The 18,255-nt window shown below is 61.2% G+C and carries 22 protein-coding genes and 1 pseudogene; 12 read left to right on the forward strand and 11 right to left on the reverse strand.

Annotated features, from left to right (window positions below; genetic code table 11):
- The first annotated feature begins 36 nt into the window (after nucleotides 1–36).
- Genes FYJ91_RS03055 through FYJ91_RS03070 form a run of 4 tightly spaced genes read left to right on the forward strand, consistent with a single transcriptional unit; the run spans nucleotide 37 to nucleotide 2,378 of the window.
- Nucleotides 37–231 carry a KTSC domain-containing protein gene (locus tag FYJ91_RS03055; RefSeq protein ID WP_127742716.1) on the forward strand — a complete coding sequence of 65 codons (195 nt, stop codon included), beginning with the start codon at nucleotides 37–39 and terminating at the stop codon, nucleotides 229–231.
- Nucleotides 232–269: 38 nt separating this feature from the next.
- Complete coding sequence (gene moaB, locus FYJ91_RS03060) at nucleotides 270–797, forward strand: molybdenum cofactor biosynthesis protein B (RefSeq protein WP_149520793.1); 528 nt, start codon at nucleotides 270–272, stop codon at nucleotides 795–797.
- 2 nt (nucleotides 798–799) lie between these two features.
- Entirely contained in the window at nucleotides 800–1,261 is a 462-nt protein-coding gene (locus tag FYJ91_RS03065; RefSeq protein WP_149520794.1) for a hypothetical protein, read from the forward strand.
- A 40-nt stretch (nucleotides 1,262–1,301) separates the two neighbouring features.
- On the forward strand, nucleotides 1,302–2,378 hold the full coding sequence (locus FYJ91_RS03070; protein WP_149521313.1) for a PA0069 family radical SAM protein: 1,077 nt from the start codon (nucleotides 1,302–1,304) through the stop codon (nucleotides 2,376–2,378).
- A gap of 73 nt (nucleotides 2,379–2,451) precedes the next feature.
- Here FYJ91_RS03070 and FYJ91_RS03075 read toward each other — a convergent pair.
- Nucleotides 2,452–2,697 (reverse strand): annotated as a pseudogene (locus FYJ91_RS03075) (vgr related protein); the annotation flags it as partial.
- Between the two features lie 42 nt (nucleotides 2,698–2,739).
- Nucleotides 2,740–3,213 carry a vgr related protein gene (locus FYJ91_RS03080; protein ID WP_149520795.1) on the reverse strand — a complete coding sequence of 158 codons (474 nt, stop codon included), beginning with the start codon at nucleotides 3,211–3,213 and terminating at the stop codon, nucleotides 2,740–2,742.
- A 332-nt stretch (nucleotides 3,214–3,545) separates the two neighbouring features.
- Here FYJ91_RS03080 and FYJ91_RS03085 point away from each other — a divergent pair, with 332 nt between their 5' ends.
- Nucleotides 3,546–5,186: a hypothetical protein gene (locus FYJ91_RS03085; protein WP_149520796.1), complete on the forward strand. Its 1,641-nt coding sequence runs from the start codon at nucleotides 3,546–3,548 to the stop codon at nucleotides 5,184–5,186.
- Nucleotides 5,187–5,248: 62 nt separating this feature from the next.
- Nucleotides 5,249–6,511: a hypothetical protein gene (locus FYJ91_RS03090; RefSeq protein WP_149520797.1), complete on the forward strand. Its 1,263-nt coding sequence runs from the start codon at nucleotides 5,249–5,251 to the stop codon at nucleotides 6,509–6,511.
- 6 nt (nucleotides 6,512–6,517) lie between these two features.
- Here the strand turns inward: FYJ91_RS03090 and FYJ91_RS03095 are convergent, their stop codons facing one another.
- Nucleotides 6,518–7,072, reverse strand: coding sequence for a recombinase family protein (locus FYJ91_RS03095; protein WP_149520798.1), 555 nt, complete (start codon nucleotides 7,070–7,072; stop codon nucleotides 6,518–6,520).
- A gap of 214 nt (nucleotides 7,073–7,286) precedes the next feature.
- Between FYJ91_RS03095 and FYJ91_RS03100 the strand changes: the two genes are divergently transcribed.
- Nucleotides 7,287–8,174 carry an AccI family restriction endonuclease gene (locus tag FYJ91_RS03100; protein ID WP_149520799.1) on the forward strand — a complete coding sequence of 296 codons (888 nt, stop codon included), beginning with the start codon at nucleotides 7,287–7,289 and terminating at the stop codon, nucleotides 8,172–8,174.
- Here FYJ91_RS03100 and FYJ91_RS21150 read toward each other — a convergent pair.
- The 3 genes from FYJ91_RS21150 to FYJ91_RS03110 all read right to left on the reverse strand — a co-directional run bounded on the left by FYJ91_RS21150 (nucleotide 8,171) and on the right by FYJ91_RS03110 (nucleotide 10,176).
- Nucleotides 8,171–9,079, reverse strand: coding sequence for a hypothetical protein (locus FYJ91_RS21150; protein WP_484385949.1), 909 nt, complete (start codon nucleotides 9,077–9,079; stop codon nucleotides 8,171–8,173). The two genes, FYJ91_RS03100 and FYJ91_RS21150, sit on opposite strands and share 4 nt — an antisense overlap.
- A complete protein-coding gene (locus FYJ91_RS03105; protein WP_149520800.1) occupies nucleotides 9,076–9,828 on the reverse strand; it encodes an N-6 DNA methylase in 753 nt (250 codons plus the stop codon). The genes FYJ91_RS21150 and FYJ91_RS03105 overlap by 4 nt, the downstream gene beginning before the upstream one ends.
- Nucleotides 9,829–9,909: 81 nt before the next feature.
- Nucleotides 9,910–10,176, reverse strand: a complete 267-nt coding sequence (locus FYJ91_RS03110; protein ID WP_149520801.1) for a DUF6626 family protein — start codon at nucleotides 10,174–10,176, stop codon at nucleotides 9,910–9,912.
- Nucleotides 10,177–10,295: 119 nt separating this feature from the next.
- Between FYJ91_RS03110 and FYJ91_RS03115 the strand changes: the two genes are divergently transcribed.
- The 5 genes from FYJ91_RS03115 to FYJ91_RS03135 all read left to right on the forward strand — a co-directional run bounded on the left by FYJ91_RS03115 (nucleotide 10,296) and on the right by FYJ91_RS03135 (nucleotide 12,678).
- The gene (locus FYJ91_RS03115; RefSeq protein WP_149520802.1) at nucleotides 10,296–10,775 is read left to right on the forward strand and encodes a hypothetical protein; all 480 of its coding nucleotides are present in this window, start codon (nucleotides 10,296–10,298) and stop codon (nucleotides 10,773–10,775) included.
- A gap of 338 nt (nucleotides 10,776–11,113) precedes the next feature.
- Entirely contained in the window at nucleotides 11,114–11,572 is a 459-nt protein-coding gene (locus FYJ91_RS03120; protein WP_149520803.1) for a hypothetical protein, read from the forward strand.
- Between the two features lie 11 nt (nucleotides 11,573–11,583).
- Nucleotides 11,584–11,910 carry a DUF3768 domain-containing protein gene (locus FYJ91_RS03125; protein ID WP_246152378.1) on the forward strand — a complete coding sequence of 109 codons (327 nt, stop codon included), beginning with the start codon at nucleotides 11,584–11,586 and terminating at the stop codon, nucleotides 11,908–11,910.
- On the forward strand, nucleotides 11,910–12,089 hold the full coding sequence (locus tag FYJ91_RS03130) for a hypothetical protein (RefSeq protein ID WP_149520805.1): 180 nt from the start codon (nucleotides 11,910–11,912) through the stop codon (nucleotides 12,087–12,089). Before FYJ91_RS03125 ends, FYJ91_RS03130 begins: the two co-directional genes overlap by 1 nt.
- 52 nt (nucleotides 12,090–12,141) lie before the next feature.
- Entirely contained in the window at nucleotides 12,142–12,678 is a 537-nt protein-coding gene (locus tag FYJ91_RS03135; protein WP_149520806.1) for a hypothetical protein, read from the forward strand.
- A 353-nt stretch (nucleotides 12,679–13,031) separates the two neighbouring features.
- Here the strand turns inward: FYJ91_RS03135 and FYJ91_RS03140 are convergent, their stop codons facing one another.
- The 5 genes from FYJ91_RS03140 to FYJ91_RS03160 form a co-directional block, all read right to left on the reverse strand.
- Nucleotides 13,032–14,891 carry a recombinase family protein gene (locus FYJ91_RS03140; RefSeq protein WP_149520807.1) on the reverse strand — a complete coding sequence of 620 codons (1,860 nt, stop codon included), beginning with the start codon at nucleotides 14,889–14,891 and terminating at the stop codon, nucleotides 13,032–13,034.
- Between the two features lie 52 nt (nucleotides 14,892–14,943).
- Nucleotides 14,944–15,189, reverse strand: a complete 246-nt coding sequence (locus tag FYJ91_RS03145; protein WP_149520808.1) for a hypothetical protein — start codon at nucleotides 15,187–15,189, stop codon at nucleotides 14,944–14,946.
- A 19-nt stretch (nucleotides 15,190–15,208) separates the two neighbouring features.
- Complete coding sequence (locus FYJ91_RS03150; protein ID WP_181008318.1) at nucleotides 15,209–15,601, reverse strand: PilZ domain-containing protein; 393 nt, start codon at nucleotides 15,599–15,601, stop codon at nucleotides 15,209–15,211.
- Between the two features lie 95 nt (nucleotides 15,602–15,696).
- On the reverse strand, nucleotides 15,697–16,446 hold the full coding sequence (locus FYJ91_RS03155; RefSeq protein ID WP_149520810.1) for a cistern family PEP-CTERM protein: 750 nt from the start codon (nucleotides 16,444–16,446) through the stop codon (nucleotides 15,697–15,699).
- A gap of 89 nt (nucleotides 16,447–16,535) precedes the next feature.
- A complete protein-coding gene (locus FYJ91_RS03160; RefSeq protein ID WP_149520811.1) occupies nucleotides 16,536–18,125 on the reverse strand; it encodes a M23 family metallopeptidase in 1,590 nt (529 codons plus the stop codon).
- Between the last annotated feature and the right edge of the window lie 130 nt (nucleotides 18,126–18,255).

Genomic DNA, 18,255 nt, shown 5'->3' on the forward strand with positions numbered 1-18,255 from the left:
TAGGAAACGAGAGCGGTCCCCGCGCGTTTCCCCCACATGTCCTCCGTCATCCAGACCTTCGCCTATGACGCGCCGGCCGAGCGGCTCGACGTGCGGTTCGTGAGCGGGCGGCTCTACCATTATTATGGGGTGCCCGCGCGGCTGGCGGCGGCGATGAAGCGGGCGACGTCGAAGGGGCGCTTCTTCAACCTGCGGATCCGCGATCATTTCCGCTTCACGCGCGACGACTGACGCGCCACTCTGCTCCGGCTGAGCGACGGAGCCGTTATATGCCGATCAAGGAAGACCTGCCCTTTCATCCCGTGCGCATCGCGGTTCTGACCGTGTCGGACAGCCGCAATCTCGCCAGCGACAAATCGGGCGACACTCTCGTCGCGCGGATCGAGAGCGCGGGGCATATCATCGCCGATCGCGCGATCATCCAGGACGATTGCGACCTGATCGTCGACCAGTTCCTGCGCTGGATCGAGGATGTGCAGATCGACTGCGTGATCTCGACCGGCGGCACCGGCGTCACCGGGCGCGACGTGACCCCGGAGGCGGTCGATCGCGTCGCCGACAAGATCATCCCCGGCTTCGGCGAGCTCTTCCGATGGCTCAGCTACGCCAAGATCGGCACGTCGACGATCCAGTCGCGCGCCACCGCCTGCGTCGCGCGCGGCACCTATATCTTCGCGCTCCCCGGTTCCACCGGCGCGGTCAAGGACGGGTGGGACGACATCCTCCAATACCAGCTCGACAGCCGCCACATGCCTTGTAACTTCGTCGAGTTGTTCCCGCGCCTGATGGAGAAGTGACGATGATCGGCCTTCTGATCGCCGCATCCGTTGCCTCCAGCAATCCGGGCTGGGCCAAGTTCAGCAAAATGGCATTTGGAATGGGACCCACCGTCACGATCGGCTTCTTTTACGAGAAGGGCACGAAGCGCGCCGTCCATTGGTTTCGCCTGCAGGAGGACGTAAACATTCAAAAGGATAAGGCCCGCACCTTGTGGGCAGATGTCCGCACCTGTCCGGCAGCGCGGAAAAGCATTGATGCCTTGGCAAAAGTGAGCGTCCAGCTTCCAACACCGCCCGACACCATGCCGCGCATGATCACGATTGATGAGGGCGCTTACACGTTCGAAAATTGGCTTGTTTTCTCGCCGGGCGGCGAAACTCTTTCGGTCAGCGTGCGACGTGGAACCCCCTTGGCGAACTGGATCGATTCCACTCTGACCACGCTTAAGCCGTGCTGGAGCGAAACCGCGCCCGAACAATAATGTTCTTGATTTGTTCTAACGCAGGTCCATATTGTCGCGCATGGGCAATGCGCGCGCATCCGAAGGCCGGGGAGCCGTCACCAACGCCGCCAGCACGCGCTTCGACGACAAGGCGCGCGAGGCCGATGGCGACTGGCTCGACGAACGCGAAGGGATAGACGGCGAGGCGCCGCGCCTGCGCACCGAGATCACGGTCGAGACGCCACGCACGATCATCACGCGCAACCAGTCCCCCGACATCGGCTTCGACCGATCGATCAACGCCTATCGTGGGTGCGAACATGGTTGCATCTACTGCTTCGCGCGGCCGACCCATGCGTATATGAACCTGTCGCCGGGGCGCGATTTCGAGAGCAAGCTGTTCGCCAAGCCTTCGGCGCCCGATCTGCTGCGCAAGGAGCTGGCGGCGAAGAAATATGAATGTCGCCCGATCGCGTTGGGCACCAACACCGATCCCTATCAGCCGATCGAAAGCGACTATCGGATCACGCGCGGCATATTGGAGGTGCTGGCCGAGCATCGCCACCCGGTGACGATCACGACCAAATCCGCGCGGGTGGTGCGCGACGTCGACATTTTGGGGCCGATGGCAGCGGACGGCCTGGCCGCTGTGATGATGTCGGTGACGAGCCTCGATCCGCGCATCGCGATGACGATGGAGCCGCGCGCCTCCGCGCCGGCCAAGCGGATCGCCGCGATCGGCGCGCTGACGCGGGCCGGCGTACCGACGTTCCTCTCGCTCTCCCCCGTCGTCCCCGCGATCACCGACCATGAGATCGAGGCGATCGTCGAGGCGGCGGCCGAACAGGGCGCGCGCGGCGCGTTCAGCCTGATGGTGCGCCTGCCGCACGAAGTATCGCCGATCTTCCGCGCGTGGCTCGACGCCAACTTCCCCGATCGCAAGGACAAGGTGATGAACCTGATCCGCGAGGCGCGCGGCGGGCGCGACAATGATCCAGACTTCCACACGCGCATGCGGCCGCAGGGACCGTATGCGATGATGCTCAAGGCGCGGTTCGAGGCGGCGTGCCGCAAGCACGGCCTCAACCGCGAGCGCATGTCCCTGCGTACCGACCTGTTCGTCAAGCCGGGCGGGGATCAGTTGAGCCTCTTCTAGTTCTCCTCGTCATTGCGAGGAGTCGTATAGGCGACGCGGCAATCCTCTCCGAACTGCGGAATGGATTGCTTCGCTACGCTCGCAATGACGAATGGGTAGAGAATGGCAACACCGCCTCCAGCGCCGCCAGCGCGGGCGCGTCCGGCCGCGCGACGCCGCTACGCATGAGGAAAGCGTCTGACACCATTTCCGCCTGCTGCTCGATCCCGTAGCGGGCGAACGGCTTGCCCGGCCGCAATGTGTAGCGATAGCTACAAAATGGGTGACGCATCAGCGGTAGCCACCAGCGCCCTTTGCGTTGCGCCTGCCACACATGGGTGCGTCTATCATAAAGTAGCGCACCCCGCCGATAACGCGAGCTTTATGCGGGGTGGAACGGCAAGATGCTCTCCATCGTCGGCAAGGGCGGCGCACCGGGCACGACGACGCCGTGACGCATGAGAAAGGTATGCCGAACTATCTCGGCCTGTTGCTCCAAGCCGTAGCGATCGAGCGTCCATCCGGGTTTGATCGTATAGTGGTAGCGGCAGAACGGGTGCCGCCGCAGCACGAGAGTGATGCCGCGCTGGTATTGCCAGACATGAACCAGCTCGTGGATCAGATGCCCCTGCCATCCGATGGAGCTACTGGCGAAGCAATTGCGGTAGCTGTCGCCCTTCGGGTGAAAATGTATGTTGCCGCATGGGGCCATGGTCACATTGCGCGGCTGGAAGAAGGCCCATTTGCGCCGAACGATCCGCACTGGCTCATAATCGATGGCGGCACCGAACAAGCTGCGAGCCATCGCAATCTCTGCTGGCGTAAGCGGGCGGCTGATCGGGTCGATTGCGGTCATGCCTGAAAGATAGGTGCCCGCGGCAAATACCGCACGAACAGCCGCCGCCTGAAAGCAATTCGGAACTGTCTTTTTTTCTTGCGCTGCCAGCGAGAGAGGCCTAGAGAGCGCCGCACCAACGAGCCGAAGCGGTTTTTCGGATCACCTTGCTCGTCGGCAGATCGACCCCGCGAATACGCACCGCAAGCCGCAGGATAGCTGCGTCTGGCGTGTATCGCGACACCCAAAGGCTTGGGTCGAGCTGTTCGACGATAGGTGCCAAGTTGGTAAATTCTCATAACAATTCGTCTTCTCATATTGCTTCGCTGGCCACCACCAGTGCGCTGGCGATCGTGGCCTCTGTGGGACCGGTGACGCCGGTGCCGCTGACCGCGAGCGATGAGGCAGAACTGGCTCAGCTTCAGCTGCAGGTTCGCCGTGCCGAGGCGAGCGAGGGACGCTCTCTCCGCCGCCGCGCCTTTGTGACCCGCGGTCAATATCGCTTCATCCGCAAGCATGGGGCGGTATCGATCACGGCCTACGCAAAGGCTCTCGGCTTCGCATACGAAGCCGCCAGTCTCGTCTATCATGAGCCCGCACAGCTGGTGCTGAACAAGAACGTCAGCACCGCGACGGGTGACGACAAGGAGGCGATGCGGAACGAGGCGGCGCAGCTTGCCCGTGCCATCGCCGCGATGGAGCGCCGCCACGCCGAGCATGACCATCTGAGCGATGACGAGTTCGTCGCATGGTTCAAGAAAGCGGGTCACGTCAGTGGTCTGGCCGCCAACTATCTCGTGGCCCGCCGGGCAGAGAGACCGGCGAAGGCTGATACCGCCGAGGCCGATGCGCCCGTGATGAAGACGCCGGACGAGCGGGTGGCCGAGATGTTCGACAATCCCGCCGCGTTCGAAATCGATGCGGTGGCCGGTATCGCTTCAGGCAAGGAAGGCGTGTTCATCTTCCGGCAGGAGGGCGACAAGCTGCGCCTGATACCGCTGACGGCGAACAAGGCGACCATCCTCGATCTGGCAGGCTATGCGCCGTGCCCGCTGGCGGCGATGCCCGTCGATCTCCGCTTCTATCGCGAAATGCTGGGGGCGGCCGATGCCTTTGTGCCCGACGAGATGAGTGACATCCCGCTTGAGGAGGTGCCGGACGGCGATGTCGGGAATTCGAGCTACGACATGAAGCCAGCCTTCGGCATGTATCTGGTCGAGCGCGATCTATTCAGCATCGCCCACGCCCGCCGCGATGATGGCCTGATCGTTGAGGTCGTGCCCCTCATCGACCTCGGCTTTTCGATGAAGGGTGAATGCTTCATCGACAACCTCACGCGCCGCCGGCTGGGTGAGCGTCTGACTGGCGAAGCGGATGCGGCCCAGTTCGGTCTGGACCCAGTGGACGGCGTCGCTGCGCCGGTGACGATCGCCGGCCAGACCAAGACCGTGGCCTTCATGAGCAAGGCGGACGGCAAGGCGGTCAACCTCATCATCAAGCCGCGCCATATCCGCTCGAACTGGACCTATCGGGTCAACCCCTCATTCGCGCCCCTGGCATCCGCGATCATGTCGCCGGAGGCGGTGACGGCGTTCGACGGCGGCTTCATGAAGGTGCCGCTCAGGAAGCAGAAAGACCGCGCCGTCACGATCACGGTGGGGCAGAAAGGCATCAGCTTCGCCAACGACAAGGCTTCTGCTGCCCCATTCGAAGCGGAGGTACAGGGCACCGCCAAGGTTCAGGTCATGCTCGATGACCTGCGCCGAGCAATGGTCGGACTGCTCGCCCTGCCGATGACGGGCGGACTGATATGGCGGCTCGATCCGAACGGCCTTCTGCTCATTGAGGCGGCGACGGACGTGGCGATCTACCGGGTGTTCGTCCAGACGCTCGAACCGAACCGCGACCAGCCGACCCGATCGCGCGCGCTACGTGAGCGGGTGGAGAGCTTGCCTGCCGTCGATGCCGGTGCGGACATGGCCGCCGCCGCCTGATATGATAATCACACCCGTATGAGAAATCATACGGGTGTGATCCTGACACAAGGATCACCTGTATGACCCGCGATTTCTCTTCGCGCGGCAGCGACCGCGCACGCTACCTTTTTGCCGGCCAGGCATCGACCCACGCGACCCCGTATAGGGATGCGAGCCAGCTTCGCCCCGGCGGGATGCCGGATGGAGTGGCCGCCCCCTCCGATCTCGACTTCATGGACCGGAGCAACCCGTTCTTCTTCTCTGACCGGGCGCTCCACTCGGCGGGTCAGTATATCGGACGAACAATGCCGCTCGCGGTCGGCACCTTCACGAAGCGTCCCGGCAACACCATCCTGTTCGACAGCGGCGGGCTTCAATTCGGGCGCGATCCGAAACAATGGCAGGGCAACGCATCGCGAGCATGGGCGCTGCGCTTTCTCGAAGCCCACGCCGACGAGGCGATCACGCTCGACGTGCCAACGCGCGTCATCACGCCGGGGATACTTCCTTTCGGCAGCTTCGGCGCGGCGCTAACAACGACGGTGGATAACAACCGCTATTTTGCCCGCCATCGTTCCGGCGGGGTGCGGTTCCTGTCCGTGCTGCAGGGCGAAACCAGCGCCGATGCCGTGGCATGGTATGACGCGGTGAAGGTCCAGCCATTCGAGGGCTGGGCCTTCGGTGGCTCGCTGCGGGTGGACTATATACATGTCGTCGCGATGCTCTTGCGCTTGATCAAAGACGGACTTTTGAGCCCGGAGCGCAATCGGCTTCACTTTCTCGGTGTCGGCACGTTGACGCACGCGGTCATGTTGAGCGCGGTCCAGCAAGCGTTGCGCGAGCATCTGGGCGACGACGATCTGCTCATCACGTTCGACACCAGTTCGCCTTCACACTTGGCGACGAATGGGAAGATTTACGGATATCCAAATATCACCCCTACGTCCTTCGCGATGTCGATCTTAAAGCCGCCGGCCGATGCGAGCCATCAGGATTGGAACACTCCTTTCCCGGTGTCGAGCAGCCGGATCGCGGAGCGGTTGCTCGTCAGCGACCTATGCGAACCAGCCTTTACGCGGCAATCCGGCTGGGACGCACTCGGCCACGAAATCGCGGTCAATCACAACCACGAAAGCCTGCTACGCGGGATCGATGACGCAAATTCACATCTGGAGATGCCGAGCGCATGGTCGAGCCTGCTTGCGCCCGACCATATCATAAAGGCCCACCGGGCATTGCGAACGATGTTCCGCCATCTCGATCCACTCGCGCATATCCGTCGGCAGAGGGCCGCGTTCGCGAAAATCGGTAGCGCGAAGGCCAAAGAGGGAGAGGACGCATAGCCGATGTTATGCCGCGCCGGCCTTGCTCATATGGCGATAGACGCTGGCGCGGCCGATGCCCATGTCGCGGGCAATGGCGGCGGGGGCCATCCCAGCCACCATCAGTGTTTCTATTCGGGCGGTGTCGATGGTGGAGCGCCGTCCCCGGTAGACGCCATTGGCCTTGGCACGCTCGATCCCGTCGCGCTGACGATCTCGACGGATGTCGGCCTCGAACTCGGCGACCGCGCCGAGGATCGAGAGGGTGAGCTTGCCGGTGCTGGTGGTCGTATCGACGCCCGATTGCTGAAGGACACGAAAGCCGCAGCCTTTCGCTGTCAGGCGTTCGATCAGCCGATGCAGGTCAACCACCGATCGTGCCAGTCGATCGAGCCGGGTTACGGCCAGGACATCGCCCTCGCGCACGAAGTCGATCGCATCGACCAGCGCATCGCGACCCTCGGTCGTCCGGCCGCTGCGCTTCTCGGCGAACACCTTATCGCAGCCGGCCACTTGAAGCTGCTCGTGCTGAACCTCAAGGCTCTGACTGCTGGAACTGACGCGCGCGTAACCGACGATCATGGCAACTCCTGTCTCGGATGGGTCTGGGCCGCAGGCACGATGCGTCTCGGAAATGTCGCGTCAACCTAAAGGAGACGCGTCACCATGTCTTCCGGCGGCGTCTCGGGAGGGTAAACTTAAATGCGACACGATAGTATGCTGCCGAGCGACAAAGAAAGCGATCATCGCAGCAGTCGGGCTTGTCGCTGGGATCATCATGGGCGATTGATGCCCTATGACATATTTCGCATCGTTAGCGGCGCCATTGGAAGCCGCGATCACATCGCTGAAAAAGCACGGTGTCGAGGAGGATAAACTCCGCTTCGGCGGAGAAACGCCCGTCCCCGCGAAAATCTACGTTCCCAGCTTTGCGGACTCGAAATTCCAAGCTGAGCAGGCTCTCGGGGACTGGGCCGAGAATAGCTTGGCAGCGGCTCTGAATGAGGCGCTTCCAAACCATCGCGCCGTTGCATACGGCTTTAGCAGCAAGATTATAGCTGGTGAGGACGGCTTCAAAGAACACTACGTTAAAGGTATCGCTGATACCTGCCTATTTGGAAAGAGAGCCGACCTTCTAATCGTCGATCGCGATTGTATCTTGCCCGATGATATTAGCAACTTAGAGACAGTCGACCTTTCCGGCGATGTTGCGGCATCTATGGGTGCGATCGAAGTTAGGTCCAGCCGCATGGAGTCGAAGGTCCACGCGGAGTATGTGATTTCTCAACTAGCCGCCGGTAAGAAGGTCTCAACACCAGAGCTTAACTTCACTGTCAAAGTTGAAGACTTGATTAAGGTGTATAGGTGGATTGAAGTTCACGATAAGCCGCAGCTTTACGCGCAAGTTTTTCTAGATGCGGTATATGCGATTGGTATCCGTGAAATTTTGGAATATATCGGCACGGCCTCCAAGCTAAAGATTGACAATCCGCAACGATCTAGAAAATACACGATTATGGTTCCAATATCGACCGGGCATCGTGTAGGGGATGTTGTTGAATATCCAAACTTCGAAGTCGTTGATCGATTGACGAAAAATGGCCGACATGATATATATGCGCGACCGGTCGGCGGAAAGTTAACAGTCAACGGTGATTTTATCTGCGACTTACTGCAAGCCTAGCTGGGACTGGCCTCCCGGGCAGCTTGCGCACATAGCTCGTCGGCTCGTTCCTTCAAGGAACTGTCCTGTGGCTGAGCGTCCAAGGCAAACAACAGCTTGGACATTTCCAAAATTAGGGACTTTGGTGTCAAGTTAAGGTCGGGAACCTGAATAGACTTCAGGTCGTTGGGCTCGAACTTGTTAAGACCGCCGCCATACACTCTACCGTGTAACTTCGATGTCTCTCGAACTAAGGTTGAGTTTAGGCACATAGTAAGGGCTTGATGAAAAACCGGGTTGGGGTTCGTTGGATACAAACAATGGAAGTTCGTGAGGGTTCGGGCAGAGGCTTCGTTGAACACGAACTTTAAATCACCCCTGCCGAAGACTGCCGCCCAGATCGGAGCAACGGGCCTTTGTTCCATTGAATACCACGGCTTCCGGTTTGCGAGTAGAAATCGTTTAGTTAGAGACTGATCCTCTCCTATTCGGACGTAACGCTTCTCTTCGTCCGTCAAAGGATCCTTCAGGTTAAGAAGGAATAGCTTCCCCCCCGCGGCTGCGGCAGCCTCGAACTCTGACGGCCGGTATATCAATCCTCGAACGTCGCTTGCCCTTCCTACACAGGGCAAACAGCGCTCGACGCTAATGCCAAGCGCATCCAAACGATCCCGCGATAGCAGGAAGAAGCCGTTGGCGCCCGTTGCCACGCCTCGCCGAAAGGATGCGAGCGTTTCGAGCGTTACCCAGCCTGGATTAGCATCGTGCCTTTTGCCCTGTAAAAGCGGCTCCCACTTCGACGCACTCATCAGCTCATCGCGCGTGAGAATTACACGACGACTTGTTTCCCTAAGTTCGACTAAAGATGGGGGGGCTTCGTCAAAGCCTATCCCCTGAAGAAACCAACCGGTGATTTGGCGCATCATTCCTTCTCGACAAGCAAAACCGACGCAGTAGTTAAAGCGTCTTGAAATATATTAGAGCATCCGGAAAACAGAACGATGTCTCTTAGCCCGCCTTCCGTGAGAAGGTAATGCTTGAAGCTCTTCGAGAAGTTAGCGTTCAGCCACTCGCTAGGAATGAGAAAGGCGCCTCTTCCACCGGCTCGGAGGCTTAGACATGACTTTACTACAAAATATATGTAAAGATTTGCTGATTTCGGAATGACGAAACCAGCCCTGACGCTAATGGCCGATCGGGCTTTCTCAAAGCCTTCCAACTTTCGGTGTCGAATGTAAGGAGGGTTCATTGTGACTGCATCGTAGGTCTCGATGTCGGCGTAGAGGAAGTCATCATTCCTGACCTCAACTTGTGTGGGAATGCCGACGTCTGAATGCAGAAGTATCTGCCTGTCGGTCTCAAACGCTACGACTTTCGCATCAGGACAGCGTTTGAGGGCTGCGCGCGTAAGAATTCCGGTGCCGAGTGCCGGGTCGGCGATTACGCGAGGGCTGGCCTGAGCAATCCAATCTGCCATCAGTGCCGCTACCCGAGGGGGCGTGAAAAACTGCCCGAGCGACTTGCGATGCTCGATGGTTGCGGCGCGCATGTATCGCTCTTCCGCCGACCAGTCAGGGATATGCCTCGCCGCGCGAGGCCTGTCGCCGTCACTGCCGGGGCCATTCACGGTGGAATGGCCGTCAGCAATTTTCTGGGTCAGCGAGAGGTTCTTCATTCGTTCGCGATAGCGCGAAAGGCATGGCCTTCCAAGCGTCGAGGGACCGAACGGATCGTCGGGGTGGGGGGGCGAATGTTGCTATCTACAGCGCTTCAGCGCCTGCGACATAATCCGTTTCGCTAGCTTTCCGGCGGCGCTCTCATCCAACTCGGCGGTAGTCTCATGCGCAAGATCGGTCAGTTTCATAGCAAGCTTTAGGAGAGCGGTGAGGTTGGGGGCGGCGCCGGAGCAGCGCAAGTAATCGTAATAGCGCGGCGAATGACCGAGGTAATCGGTTGAGAAGGCAGCGTGGTTTGACGCGCGACCGGCGGCTCTCAGGAGTAGATAGGCTTCATCGAGGATCATGGCGGCACCTCCATACGAGTGTCACCGTATTTATCGCCCGCATAGCGGCCCGCCGTTCCATCACCGGAGATAAATAGCTTTGCGAGCCGGCTAACAACCCTAGCCGCAAGGAGAACGAGATGACACAAGCCACGCCCCACCTGACGCGGGCTGACAAATACCGGGCGGAATGCGTCCGCTGGATGAGCGACTTCGGACCGAACCTGTTTGTCACCTTCGCCTTCAATCGCTGGGTCAGCATGGACGAGGCGCAGCGAACGTTCGAGGAATTTCACCAGCGGCTCGATCGCAAGCTGCTTGGCCGTTCATATTTCGACCGTCCAGGCGACCGCACCGTCTATATCGCCGCCATCGAGAAGCCCGACACAAACATTCACATCCACGCGCTATTCCGCATGACAACGGAGCAGGCCGCGGATTTCGGAGATATCGCACCCGGCATCTGGACTAAACTGGTGGCGGCCGGAAACCTCGACATTCAGCCGGTCCGCCATACCGAAGGGGCGGCGCGCTATGTCACGAAGGCGTTGCGCCCTGAAACCAGCGACCGCTTGCTGACCCCACCGCACATGGAGACGACGACAAAGATTGCTGCCTAACGGGAGGACTGCCGCAACGCGAGGTCCACGGCTGACGAAGCCATCCTGTTTAAGCGGGTGCCGGTGACGGACCCGCAGTGACACCTATCACCAAATGATACTGAAGATGAAGAAGGTCAAGTAACGACTGAAAGCCAATAATGCTTGATATAGGTAGCTTAGAAGAGCGATTAGACGTCAAGAGATATTCCGTTACTATCCCCAACGGCTCAAGAACCGTGACGATGGCGACGGAATTATTTTTGACTGAATTTCCGCATCCAGACCCCAATCATCGGTCGCTCTTTTGATCCTCGACATTACGGCTCGATCTGTCCGAAACCAGATAGGAGCCGTTTATGTCGATCCTCAAGTCCTTGAAGCTGGCCACCGCTGCGCCGGCTCTTCCCTCCGACACCGAATATGGCTTTCGCGCCAAGCTGTTGGGCTGGCTCGCCGAGCAGAAGGCGATGGCGGAGGCGGAAATCACCGGCAAGCCGTTCACTGCGACGCGGCGCGTAACGCGCACCAATGACGCCGGCGAAAAGGTTCGTGTCGAAGCGCCGCGCCATGTCCGCAAGAGATGGTTCACCGACACCACCGGCAAGATGTTCATGCAGGTCCGTTATGGTGCGAAGCCGATCGAACTCGCGAAGGGCATGAATGCGGTCGAGGTTCAGAACCTCGCGGCACTGCCCGCCGTGATCGGGGCGATCAGCGATGCGGTGAATGCAGGGGAGCTGGATACCCAACTTCAGGCAGCGATCAGCGATCGGAAGGCAAACTTCAAGCCACGCGCGAAGAAGGCCGCTGCCTGATGGCGACAATCATGAGGCGGGCAATCTCCGCCCGCCTCAACGATCACTTTCGCGGCACTGGAGAGGACGGATGGACCTTCCTGTCTGCCGGCGTCGCCGCCCTTCCGATTTCAACCAAGGATGCGATCATCCGCGCGGTGCGGCTGTTTCGCGATTTTACGCCCGATAACGACCCTTGCGGCGAACATGATTGCGCGGCCCTAACCGTTGGGAAGCATCGGATTATCTGGAAGATCGACTATCACCCTCAGGGTGGGCGCCAGAGCGTCGATCCAGGTGTTGCCGATCCGCGCAGCGTGCGGCGGATCATGACGATCATGTTGGCGGAGGAATATTGATGCGGCGCTACAACATCGCCGACCTGACCGATGACGACCTCCGCCGGCTGCGGATGCTGGTTCGGATGGAGCGCGCAGCAGCGCATATCGTCGTCAGAACGGACTATGCTTGGCCGATCCCGATCCAGACCCGACCACGCCAGTGGCAAGAACCGGCGATTGGCGACGCGATCAACTGATCTACCGAAAGATCGGTCGATCGCGTTGACGCTAGCGCCTATGGTCAACGCTATGGCGAGCATCGACATTCACTCGACCCATTCCACGCTACGCGAGCGGATCGTGGAGCATGTCTTCGTGGGCGAAGCCCTCCGCGCGCTTTGGCGGCGCGGCATCACCGATGTCGAAGTCCTTCGGTCGGAGTTTGATGCTCACGGCTACGACTTGGTGATGGGTCGGGGCCAGATCGTCAGGCACATTCAGTTCAAGACCGGCGTGCGGAACAAGCCATCGCCCGTGTCAGTCGGTAGCGCGCTCGCGGAAAAGCCGAGCGGTTGCGTAATCTGGATTTCCGTAACGCTCGAACTGGACATGGGACCATTCTGGTGGTTCGGCGGCGAGCCGGGTGAGCCACTTCCTGATCTTTCCGAATTTGCCAGTCCCAAGCGCATCGGCAGAAACAAGGAAGGTGAGCGGCCCCTGCGGGCAAACCATCGAAAGGTGCCTGCTCGATACTTCCGACGCATCGAGACTATCGACGCCATGCTGGAGACGCTGTTCGGGCCGCTACCGACTGGGCAGGCGCCAGTCGTTGTCGAAAACGGCTAAGGCAAGATCAACGCGGACAACAGGTTGCCACGTCCGACGATGCGACCAAGCCGATCGCGGGTCTGATCATCGCGGGAGCTATACCACCCGACAAGCCGGCCGAGCCGATCGCGACCTTCGATCCTATCTCCGCGACTATCCAGCCAGCCCAGCGGGCGGCCAAGCCGATCTCGTAATTCCTGTCGCATAGCGTGCCTCCCAACTGTCGAGGCTTTCCGATCGAACGCCAGACTGACAAAAGGTCAAGCTCCCCGGCGGCAGGGCCAATGCGCCCCGCTGAGGGACGAACGGCACAACGGGGGCACATGGGACGCCCGGCAGTGCGAGTGGCCCTGCGTGACCCCTCGCAGGGGCTATGCGGTGCGACGGGAGCGCCCTCGCTTCAACGCGGTGTCGAGCCGGGTAGCAGCGTCCAGCTTTTCACTCGCGGCGGCGGCGACTTCCTCTTCCGATGCCGATAGGCGCATCGATCGGTTCAGCAGCGCGTCTCGCAACGCATTTGCGTTCGTGCTGACCGTCGTGCCGTCCCGCAGGGTATAGGATGCGCCACCGGCCGCCAATTCGGGAAGAAAATTGAAAGTCCCGATCGTGTTGCCCTGATTGTCGAACTTGATGCCGGCGGCATTGCCTGCCATCAGCAACGTCAGGGTCCGGGTCGGAACGCCACCGATCATTTCGACAGGATCGCACCACACGACATCTACCACGTTGCGGATCGCCTCGCGCACTTTCAACCGAGCGTCGCGCATCGCCTCGGGATCACTCGGGTCGTTGATCGCTTCGCGGACTTCCAGAACACGCTGAAGGTGGACGTTCGGCGGCAGATGTCCGCGTGCGGCCTGAAGTTCCTCCGCCACCCTGGCGCATTCCGCTTCCAAGGCGCGTTGTTCCTGCTTCACGGCACGAAGCACATCGTCAAACTCGTCACGATCTTCGTCATCGAACTGCGCCATTTTCCGCACGAGGCGCTTGGCCTCGGCCTTCTTGTTCTCGATGGCCCGTTCGATCTCCGCCAGCCGGATCGCCAACGGGCCGGAAAGATCATCGCGTTGGAAGAAGCGACCATCGAGCGCGAGGTGGAGCATCGCATCGAGCGCCGCTTTCTCGAAAATGCGGTGATTGAAAAACTCGCGCCGATCACAGCCGGTATGCCGGGCGGCGCTGTCGCATTGCAGGTAGCGATAGCGGGCGTCGACTTCGGCACGCCCGCGCATCGTCATCAGTCCGCCGCAATGCTGGCACCGCGCCAGGGTCGAAAACAGGTTGCGGGCATAAGCCGCATACCGGCCGGATCGGGTCTGCCAGCGTTTCGACGCGCTGGCTCTGGCCCGTGCGACGAGGTCGGCGTCAACGGCGCGCGGGAAAACATTCTCGATCCGCTCGCCGGTTTTCTTGCGTTTGCCGCTCTCCGTCATGCCGGCGGGATGATATTCGCCGTCGATAGCCGGATGCTTCAGCAGGATACCGACATAGCTCCAGCCCCAACCTTTGTTGGTCGTGGTGCTACGCGCCTTGCCCCAGCTCGGCACGCCTTGGTCATTCAGGCGCTTCGCGATGCCCCAATAGCCAATGCCGTCGGCCGCCCATTCGTATATCTGCTTCAGCACCGCCACGCGCTCGGGGATCAATTCGTATCGGCGGTAATCCTGATCCTTGTCGATCCGCTCGCCGACGACCCGGAGCCACGCCGGCGGCTTGGCCGACAGCACCTTGCCTTGCCGTGTGAGTTGCTGCTTTCGGCGCCATGCGTCGGCGACCAGTTCGCTTTTCTTTTCGCTCTCCTTGTGGCTGACCGTCGCATTCATGACGATCTCCATGATCCCCATGAGCGCCGTCGGCCCTTTCAGATAGGCATCATCGAAGATGCGTTCGCCATCGACGGTCGCGATCCTGATGCCCTTGTCGCACAGGTCCTCCATCCATCGCTGCGTCACCCGCGGTTCAAGACGGCTCAGTCGGTCAAGCTTGTGGATGACGAGTGTGGTGCCCGGCGCGACATCACCGGCATCGACACGCTTGCGCCATTTGCCGAGATTGCCGACACTCAGGTGATGGCCCTTCCATGCCGACTGCCCGAGGTCCTCCACGACCTCCACGACATTCCAGCCCTTCCGGCGGCAGAAGGCCTCGCATTCCTCAAGCTGCCGCTCTTTCGAGAAGCCCTTTTCCTGCCGCTTGGTCGAGAAGCGAATATAGATAACGGCGTCGGGCAAGCCTATCCTCCAGCGATGACGCCTATGTTTCGGCCTTCTGTGTTACTTTTGGCTAAACGGTCATTTCGTGGAGGAACAACGCGGCCCAATTGGTGCCCGCGCTTGCATAGCAGGGCTGCCAGGTCGGGCCGTCGGGATGGCACCAGATTTCACCGTCGGGCGCCATCACGACGTTGCGTCGCTGCAACGGAAACCAGCGTCGCCGATTAACGGCGACGCGCGCAGGATCGACCGCGTCGCCGAACATGCCACGCACCAGCGCGGTCTCGGCATCGGTCAACGGGCGGCGAGTCTCCATGCCCCTGATGTAGGCATTCTTATTTGCGGAACCAGCGCAGCCAGTCGCGCTGGCCGCTGCGGCGGGCCGCGGTCAGGCGGGGCGCGCCGGTGGCGGCGACCATCTGCGCGATCTGCCCGTCGCTGAGGCTGGTTTCGAACGCGACGCCGAAACGGTTGCCGCGTGACCAGGCGACCCGCGACAGGATGTCGATTCCGTTCCACAACACCCAGATCATCTCGCCCGGCATGCGCGGCGTATCGGCGTGGACCAACGCGCCCTTCTTCGACAGGTCGAGCAGGTGCACCGGAACCGTCCGCCCCGCAGCCAGGACGCGAGCGGCCAGAAAGACCTTGAGGCGCTTCCCCTGCCGAGGATCGACATGCTGCTCGTCGACCGCATGGTCGATCTTGAACTGGGCCGACATGTCCATCGAAACTATCTCCAGGCCGGCAGAACGAGCCGGCGATGGAGTTGTCCTACGGGCATGTTCCTGCATCCCGGTTATTCGGATTGGTGAACGTCGCGTTAGGCAGTTTGCAGCGTGCCCGCCGTCTTGGCCGGACGGCGACGGATCGCCGCACCGATCAGGCCGAAACCGCCCAGCATCATCATCCAGGTCATCGGTTCGGGCGCGGTGATGACGGGCAGATCGTCGGCACCCGACGTCATCGACGTGACATGGCCGACGCCCAGCGCCCAATCATCGCCGTCGATGTCCCGCGACAGATTGAGGAACTTCACCGCGAAATGATCGAGGTCGATGCTGCTCATCACATTGGCGAAGGTGATCGCGAAGGTACCGCTGCCCTTGCTGGTGATGCCGGTATTGTAGTGCGCGACGCAATTGCTGCCCCCGCCGCCGCCCATGCAGAGATCCTCGGTCCCGATATAGCTCGACGGCCATTGGACGTTGGTCGACGTCGACGCCAGCGCGCCCGTCGCGTTGAAGGCGGTGAAGGCGCCGGTCGTGTCGAAGCCGAGCGCATGGACATAAGAGCTGTACGCCGAGTCGTTCTTCAACGAATAGTTGAAGTTGTACGTCTTCCCGGCATTGCTGAGCCCGGTATAGGTGAAGGTGCCGGTCGCGCCGACCTTGCTGGTGGCGTTGCCCGACGCCGACATGCCGTCGAAATCGATCGTCCAGCCCATCCCGACATTGGTGCCCTTCACGGTCACGATGTCGTTGAAGTCGAATACCGTCGCGCTCGCGGGGGCGGACAGGGAGATCGAGCCGAGAACGGCGGCAGCCGTCAGGGCCAGGGTACGCATACGCATGTCTAAACAATTCCCGGTTCGATTGGGGACGCGCGGCCCTAGGGCCCCGCATCTCAACAATCAAACACAGGAAAAGGTTAACGTTAGACTTAGGATTTACGTGTTGCGGATTTGTCGCTCTTTTTGGCGGTGGCCGCGTCCGCCTGCTTGTCGGCTTTCTTCTCGATCCTGGGTTCGGCCGCAGTGATGCGGACCGCGAGCAGGTTCGACAATTTCGCCTTGAAGCGGGCGAGATCGGCACCGCCGAGCTGATCGGTGACGGTGAAGCTCATCGTCGCCGGATTGACGGGCTTGCCGCCGCGATAGACCTCGTAATGGAGGTGCGGGCCGGTCGACATGCCGGTCGATCCGACATAGCCGATCAACTGCCCCTGACGGACGCGCTCGCCCTGCCGCGCGATGATCCGGCTCATATGCGCATAGCCGGTGGCGATGCCGCCGCTGTGGTTCAGGCGGACATAATTGCCGTGCCCACCATGACGGCCGGCAAAAGCGACAACGCCATCGGTAGCGGCGACGATCGGGGCGCCCATGGGCGCGCCGAAATCCATGCCTTGGTGCATGCGCGAGAATCCGAGGATCGGGTGGCGACGCATGCCGAAGCTGGACGTCATATAGCCCTGGACCGGGCGGCTCATCGCGCCTCGGGTCTCGCCGGTGCCGGCCGCATCATACCATTTGTCGCGCCCGCCCGCCGACCAGCGCAGCATCTGCGTCTTGCGGCCCCCCTGGGTGACGCCAGCATAAAGGAGCTGGCCGGTCTGCGTCTCGCCGGTTTCGGCGCGGCGATGTTCGATGATCGCATCGAAGCGTGCGTCCGAACCGATCTGGCGCATCGGCATCTTGACCGCGACCGCGCGAATGAATGCCTGGATCGCGTCCGACGGCATGCCCGCCGAACGCGCGGCGGCGAAGAGACTGGAGCCGACGCGGCCCTGAATGCGCAGCGGCGTATCGTCCACCGCGATCGGGATCCGCTTCAGGCGCAGGCCGCCTTCGGCGCGCTCGATCGCGAGCTTGAGGTCGAACTTGGCGCGGAAACCGAGCGTTTCGAGCGGACGCGGATCGCTCTTGCGTGCGCGGCGACCGAGAACGAGGACCATCCGCGTGCCCGATCGCAGATCGCCGAGCGGCACCGCGCCGGAAACCAAATTGGACACCTGCCGCGCCTCGTCCTTCGAAACGCCGGCGCGTTCGAGGACGCGGGCGAAGCCGTCGCCCTGCCCGATCGTCGCGCTCATTTCGACGCGCGGACGCTCTGGCGTGTCGGCAAGCGGCTCGACCGCTTCGGTGGGGGCAAGCCGGCGACCGCTGTCGGCGCCAAGGCCCAGCGGCGCGATCGAAAGGCTGCGTGCCTCTTCCCATTCGGCGCCGGCAAGCGGGCGGCCATATTGGACGGGAAGTGGCTTGAAACCGGGGGTAAAAAGGGCTGCCGCGGTGCACAGGCCGATGCAGGTCGCAAGGCCACGCCACCATGCGCGCGAACCGATGCGGACGCCCAGATCGACGACAATGTCGGTAGTGGCGAAGCGATCGCCGACCCTGGCGGCCCATTCGCTATCAGCGATGCGACCGATCGGGCGGAAGCGGTTTGCCTTGGCGAGCACCAGCGCGCCGGTCGCGCCGCCACCCTGGCCGAAATCCTCCGCATAACCCTGTTGCCGGCTGCCCTGGAACAAGCCCTTCGCCCTTTATGCCGATGTCGCCTAAGCCATTGCCCTGTCGCGACATTGACGCCTCGGGCTCCATCCCTCTGCCCCAACATGGTTAAAGTCAATTTAACAGTCGGACCGTTGCGGCCCGAATGCG

Source organism: Sphingomonas montanisoli (assembly GCF_008274695.1).
Taxonomy (GTDB): domain Bacteria; phylum Pseudomonadota; class Alphaproteobacteria; order Sphingomonadales; family Sphingomonadaceae; genus Rhizorhabdus; species Rhizorhabdus montanisoli.